Source organism: Kitasatospora sp. A2-31, assembly GCF_022288725.1.
Classification (GTDB): Bacteria; Actinomycetota; Actinomycetes; order Streptomycetales; family Streptomycetaceae; genus Kitasatospora.
On record NZ_JAKNTA010000020.1, the window covers coordinates 1 to 5,412 of the forward strand.

Genomic DNA, 5,412 nt, shown 5'->3' on the forward strand with positions numbered 1-5,412 from the left:
GCCTGGCGCGAGCCGGCCACCTTCGTCGCGCAGACCCAGGGCGCGGCGCTGCTGGAGGCGGCCGGGATCGAGCTGGTGGAGCTGCCGGAGCTGGCCGAGGCGGCCCGGGCGGTCAACGCCCACCTGCTGGGCTGAACCCGGCGGCCGCGGTCCCGCCCAGCAGCGTCCGGCGGCTCAGGGCAGGTCTGTTCCAACGAGTCATGGTTCCCCATCGAGTGATCGACTGCATCTGATGGCAAGTCGAGAAATCGACCGCCGGGGGAAGTCGATGTCCCGCCGTCTCGAAACCGGACCGCCCGGCCACCGTCCGAGGACGACGGCCGGGCGGTCCCGGATCCACGCAGGGGTCAGACGTTGAAGCGGAACATCCTGGACACTGCTCTGACCTGCAAAAACGGGGTACCGGCGGCTCGCATCCAGCACCGATCCAGCACAGTGGCCGTTCATCCAGTACATCCAGCACGCGCGACCGCGGCACGGCGGGCCGCCCACCACTGCGCACCCCGTTGTGTACACATGGGACGGTCGGTACGCTTGGGCGCATGACGCAGCCACTGCCCATAGAGTCCATCCGCGACGTGCGTGCACACTTGGCGGAGGTCGTGGAGCGCGCCGACCGCGACGACGTGCCCACGGTGATTACGCGCCGCGGCAAGGAAGTCGCCGCCGTGGTCTCCATCGAGGTGCTGCGCAAGTACCAGGAGTGGGAAGAGCGCGAGATCAACCGGATCATCGACGAGCGCATGGCCAACCCCGCACCCGGCATCCCGATCGAGGACATCATGAGGGAGACGCTGGCGCGCAGTGAGTGAGTACCGAACCGTCTTCCGCCCCGAGGCGCAGGCCGAACTCCGGAAGATTCCTCGCGAGATGGCACTGCGCATCCTGGCAAAGCTGACCGAGCTGGAGACCGACCCTCTCGGCTTCAACACCACCGCGCTCGTCTCCCAGCCCGGACGTCGTCGACTGCGGGTCGGCGACTATCGCGTCGTCTACACGATTGACAACGGGGAGCTGGTGATCTGGATCGTTCACGTGGGACATCGATCCACCGTTTACGAGACCCGACCGCCGCTGACCCTGCGTCAGAACTCCAGCACGCATCCAGCACGGTGACGACGAAGGGGTCGAACTCGACAGAGTCCGACCCCTTCTGGACTGCACGCTTGACCGTCACATAACGTGCGGTATGCGCACCGCTACACGTTGAAGCGGAACCAATGCCAGCCGAACCTGACCTGCGGCGGAGCTCCATACATGCCCCTGACCAGGCATTTCCCGGTTGGTCAACGACGGTCGGCGACGGTCGCGATCGGACGTCCTGCGGACTGTCCGCGGACTGCCCAACCTCCGCGCACGGTTCACATCCTCACATCGCGGATTCGCTGGCGGCCGACCGCCAGGGTCTCCTCAGCTACCGAGAAGACGGGCTGTCATTGAACTGATCCAAGCCCTGATGGAACTGCTCAGATCAGGCGTTGACTCCAATACGTCCTCACATACAGGCCACTGCTCCCGAACCCGGCGAGCCGTCTCTGCTGCAACGTCGGGGAGGTCTACGTTCGTCTTGCCAAACCTGTTGTCTAGGCGATTCTCCATAGCCCTGAAGGTGCGCAGCGATACCACCTCAAACCGCCTGCTTCCCCCAAACTTTAGGCCAAGATCCTCAGTCTCGCCGGCGGGGTTATACGGGATAGTGGAAACCAAGTCATAGGCGGGAGAAAGACTTGGAGTGATGCGGTCTCGGTAGATTAGCGACCAATTCTTAAGGTGCGCATCTCCATTCCCTACGGTAACCGAAAAAGCTATCCTCCGAGCCACCTCTCGCAGCGAATCGAGGTCACGTCCTCGATATGCATAAGAAGCCACCGTCTCAAAAGACGACTGGTACTTATCAATCGGATAGGTGTCCTTGAGCTGCGCAAAGTCCTCGACGTGAATCCGAGTCCGATTCGGATCCGGCGACCGATCAAAGCGCCTTACCGCGTATGCCCACTCCTCGCTATTTGGCCACATTCGATCAGGTAGTCCGTCAAACTCATCTCGATGCACAAGCCGAACTTCGGGAACGTCCAGACCGACCAAACCGGCCAGCGACATCATGGCAAACTCATTGCGGGGGACATGCGAGTGCCGGTAGTCCGGAAACTTAACTAGCCAGTCCCCCAGCTCCCCGCCGATCGGAACCGTTAGCCGGTCACCTCTCGCCAACATCGAGAACTTTAGTGCGACGCCGGCCAGGGAAAAACGCCATGGCGATGACCTTTCGGGGTCGACCGCAGCCCTTCGCCCGCCGGCCATAGCCGACTCTGTCCACTCCCACTCGTCATCAGGTCCATCTGCGGGAACCACCTGCACAGCGCCCGGGAGGTCGTGGCCCACCTGGGCTAGGAGCTCCATTTCCCGCTCCAGGGAAACGCCACGGTCTTGAGCGATCCACTCCCGAAGCGGCCCTTCCGGGAGCAGATTGGAGAACCAGCAGGGCAATCGCAAGGCAGAAGCATAGGAATTCTGCAAGTTCTCCTCGAACCGCAGACCGAGAACAGGTCTAGTCGGACTATCCATGTAGGATCGATTCAGCACGAAACGCGTATAGTCACCCCGCTGACACAGTGTTCCCACGCGCGCTCCGTGGAGCAGCACGGCGTGAAATACCTCCGGCAACCGGTTCGCCATGACCATCCCTCCCGCTTGAATACGCACAATGACGCGTGCCCGACTCCGACGATACAGCTATTGAAGCCGATCGTTGCTGAAATCAATCTCCGAGTCGCTCTGCTCTTCTTCATCGAGATCAAGAGCGTCCAGGGACGGGGTGTCCTCATACTTCCATTCGGTCATACGAGCAAGGAAATCTTCGAGCTGGGTCCGGATACGCTGCTGGCGAGCCTGGAGGAACCCAATTCGGTCCCCTCGCGATAGAGCCTCCAGCGCCCGGTCATCAATGAGGTGAGACTCCAGCACAGCCTGCTGAATGCTCTGATCCAGGTCGATGCGAGGTTCAGTAAGCATCTTAATAGCCTCAGATGGAAAATCTTCACCGAACGGCAGGAAGATCCGGTTTGCCGCCCACAGTCGCTTATCCTTCTCCCCCGGCTCGTTGAGACGAGGGAAGAGATAGGGAGTGGCACTAACCGGAGTCTGCTCGTCGCCAAGGACGCTGGAAAGGCTCTGAACATCCGCAGGAAGCCCAGAGACAATGGAGCGGGGCCGGAGTGACCACCACGCACTAAGCACGATTTTCGCTGTGGCCTCATTCGTGCGAAACCTGTCCGGGCTCGGCGGCGAATGCACTGCGTCTTTCATAGTCTCCAGAAGCGCCTGAACGGAACCCTCTTCGTCACCTCGGCGAATTTTATTGCTCAGAATACGACTGAACTGAGTGAAGCTGCCACGAAAGACCGAAGGCCCAGCGATCGACAGGCGCCAAAAGAGCCGACGCAGCAGCCGCAAGGTATTAGGGCTAGGCTCCGGAAAGTGGGCAAAGAATCGCGTAAGGACAACTAGTTGGGCCCGATAGGGGAGGAGAGCGATATGTGGCACGCCAGCGACCTCGATGAGAAAGATTACGGCACGTACCAGCGCCTCCTCCGCCTCGCGATAGGCTGCCTGCTCATCTTCCGTTGGAAATTCAAGCCCCGAACGGCGCATCTCCGAGGAGAACTCGGTTCGAATATCCCTAGTGGGATCCGGGCCTCGGCGCGCAAGAAATGATGCGAGAACCGTGTTTACATCGATCGTTCCGAATAGAGTGCGAGCTGCCACATTGTCGGAAATGCGCGCAAAGTTCAGGCGAGTCTCGCTACCTTCTTCCGCCCCAGCATTCAAGGCAGTGAAGATTTCAGCTCGGTTCAACCTACGCCCATAGTTGTTCATGCGGTCGAAGATGTCGGTCAGAATGTCAAGGTCGTCTTGTCGAACAAGATAAGCGGGAACCTTGTACTGACGGAGCTTGGTCGAAACCTCCTCGGCCTTGTCGTAGTAGTCTTCCACGTCTGGCCCTTGAGTCCGGAACCAAGTGAGCAGCCGCCGACCATCAAAGAGGGTGGGAACATCAATGTGATGCGGTTCGAGACTGTACTTCGGCGACTCGATGAACTCTCCAAGCGCCAGGTCATACACAACGTTGAACGGCTCGTGCTTGTTTCCCTCCGGACTCAGCGCGTTGGCGAGGCTTGTCAATCGCTGCTGGCCGTCGACTACCCACAATGCCTCGTCATGCGCGGGAGCGTCGATGATCAGCTTGCCCAGCTTGATCATCTCTGCAGGTGACCTCCGAACCCACAGCAGCAGGTTTCCGATGGGGTAACCGCGAACAATACTGTCAAAGAGCCTCAGCACGTCCTTGGACTGCCAGCGAAAGTCTCGCTGGAAGTGCGGCACCCTGATCCGCCCCTGCCATGCCCACGGCACAATCTCGCCGAGCTCGTAGGTTGTGGCAGTGGGCTGGGTGGCGAGCCCTGGCGGGGTTTCAGACATTCCTACCAGCTCCTGTCGGGTCATGGTCGGGAGAACAAATGCTAGTGCTGTCTGGTAGTCGCCGAAGCAGCGAGTACCAGTAAGCCTGCGGTTAGAGCCTCTCTTACGGCTCGTTCAGGGTTAGCGCCAAGTCCTCTAGATTCCCCAGTCCATCGGCGGCGTCGGCGAGCATGCCGGCATTGTCCTCCAAACATCGCTTGTTTGGACAGCCGATTGGGTAGCGGGCCTCCTTAATACGTCCAGGTGGATCCGGTACCTCGGTACTCGTCGACGGGGATCGGGTGGACGTCGGGGCGCATGCGGTCGGTGTAGAGCAGGCCGTCGAGGTGGTCGATCTCGTGGGCGATGAGGCGGGCGAGGCCGAACTCGTAGGTGACCGTGGTGACGGTCCCGTCGAGGGTGGTGGCGGTGACGTCCATGCGGAGGGGGCGGGGGACCATGCCGCGGACGTCGAAGAAGCTGAGGCAGCCCTCGTATTGTTCATCGATCTCGTCGGAGACGGCGGTGATCTTCGGGTTGAGCAGGACGATCGGTTCGGCGCCGGCGGTCGGGGGCAGGACGAGGGCGGCGGCGCGTGGGATGCCGATCTGCGGGGCGGCGAGGCCCATGCCCTTGGCGAAGGAGTGGATGCGGCCGATCCGGTCGACGGCGGTGAACAGTTCGTCGATCACCGCCTGGGCAGCGGCGCGTTCGGCCGGGAGGTCGAAAGGCTCGGCGCGACGGTTGAGGATGGGGGTGCCCTGTTGGACGACGCCGAGGGACTGCATCTGCTGGCTGGGGCGCACCTCGATCACCTTGTCTCCTTGGTCTGCTGCGGGTTGGGGGCGGAGGCGCGGAAGCGCCATTCGAGGCGGTAGCGCGCGTGGAGCGGTGGGTCGTCGGTGGCCCAGGCGAAGTGCCGGCGCTCGCCGTCGTCGTGGCGGCTGACGGCGG

The 5,412-nt window shown here is 61.6% G+C and carries 5 protein-coding genes; 2 read left to right on the forward strand and 3 right to left on the reverse strand.

The annotated features are described in order from the left end of the window. The first annotated feature begins 542 nt into the window (after positions 1–542). Both MCM47_RS34900 and MCM47_RS34905 read left to right on the forward strand, forming a co-directional pair. Positions 543–812: a type II toxin-antitoxin system Phd/YefM family antitoxin gene (locus tag MCM47_RS34900; protein ID WP_007266282.1), complete on the forward strand. Its 270-nt coding sequence runs from the start codon at positions 543–545 to the stop codon at positions 810–812. After that, positions 805–1,116, forward strand: coding sequence for a type II toxin-antitoxin system RelE/ParE family toxin (locus MCM47_RS34905; protein WP_238951000.1), 312 nt, complete (start codon positions 805–807; stop codon positions 1,114–1,116). Before MCM47_RS34900 ends, MCM47_RS34905 begins: the two co-directional genes overlap by 8 nt. 294 nt (positions 1,117–1,410) lie before the next feature. Here the strand turns inward: MCM47_RS34905 and MCM47_RS34910 are convergent, their stop codons facing one another. The 3 genes from MCM47_RS34910 to MCM47_RS34925 all read right to left on the reverse strand — a co-directional run bounded on the left by MCM47_RS34910 (position 1,411) and on the right by MCM47_RS34925 (position 5,273). Further along, positions 1,411–2,682, reverse strand: a complete 1,272-nt coding sequence (locus MCM47_RS34910; RefSeq protein ID WP_308222580.1) for a HipA domain-containing protein — start codon at positions 2,680–2,682, stop codon at positions 1,411–1,413. A 51-nt stretch (positions 2,683–2,733) separates the two neighbouring features. After that, positions 2,734–4,503 carry a DUF262 domain-containing protein gene (locus tag MCM47_RS34920; RefSeq protein WP_238951002.1) on the reverse strand — a complete coding sequence of 590 codons (1,770 nt, stop codon included), beginning with the start codon at positions 4,501–4,503 and terminating at the stop codon, positions 2,734–2,736. Between the two features lie 206 nt (positions 4,504–4,709). Further along, positions 4,710–5,273: a peptide deformylase gene (locus tag MCM47_RS34925; protein ID WP_238951004.1), complete on the reverse strand. Its 564-nt coding sequence runs from the start codon at positions 5,271–5,273 to the stop codon at positions 4,710–4,712. Positions 5,274–5,412 lie beyond the last annotated feature (139 nt).

Bases quoted from the DNA above. Each gene is read 5' to 3' on its own strand.
- MCM47_RS34910 (WP_308222580.1), bottom strand. From the start codon at position 2,682: ATGGTCATGGCGAACCGGTTGCCGGAGGTATTTCACGCCGTGCTGCTC.
- MCM47_RS34920 (WP_238951002.1), bottom strand. From the start codon at position 4,503: ATGACCCGACAGGAGCTGGTAGGAATGTCTGAAACCCCGCCAGGGCTC.
- MCM47_RS34900 (WP_007266282.1), top strand. From the start codon at position 543: ATGACGCAGCCACTGCCCATAGAGTCCATCCGCGACGTGCGTGCACAC.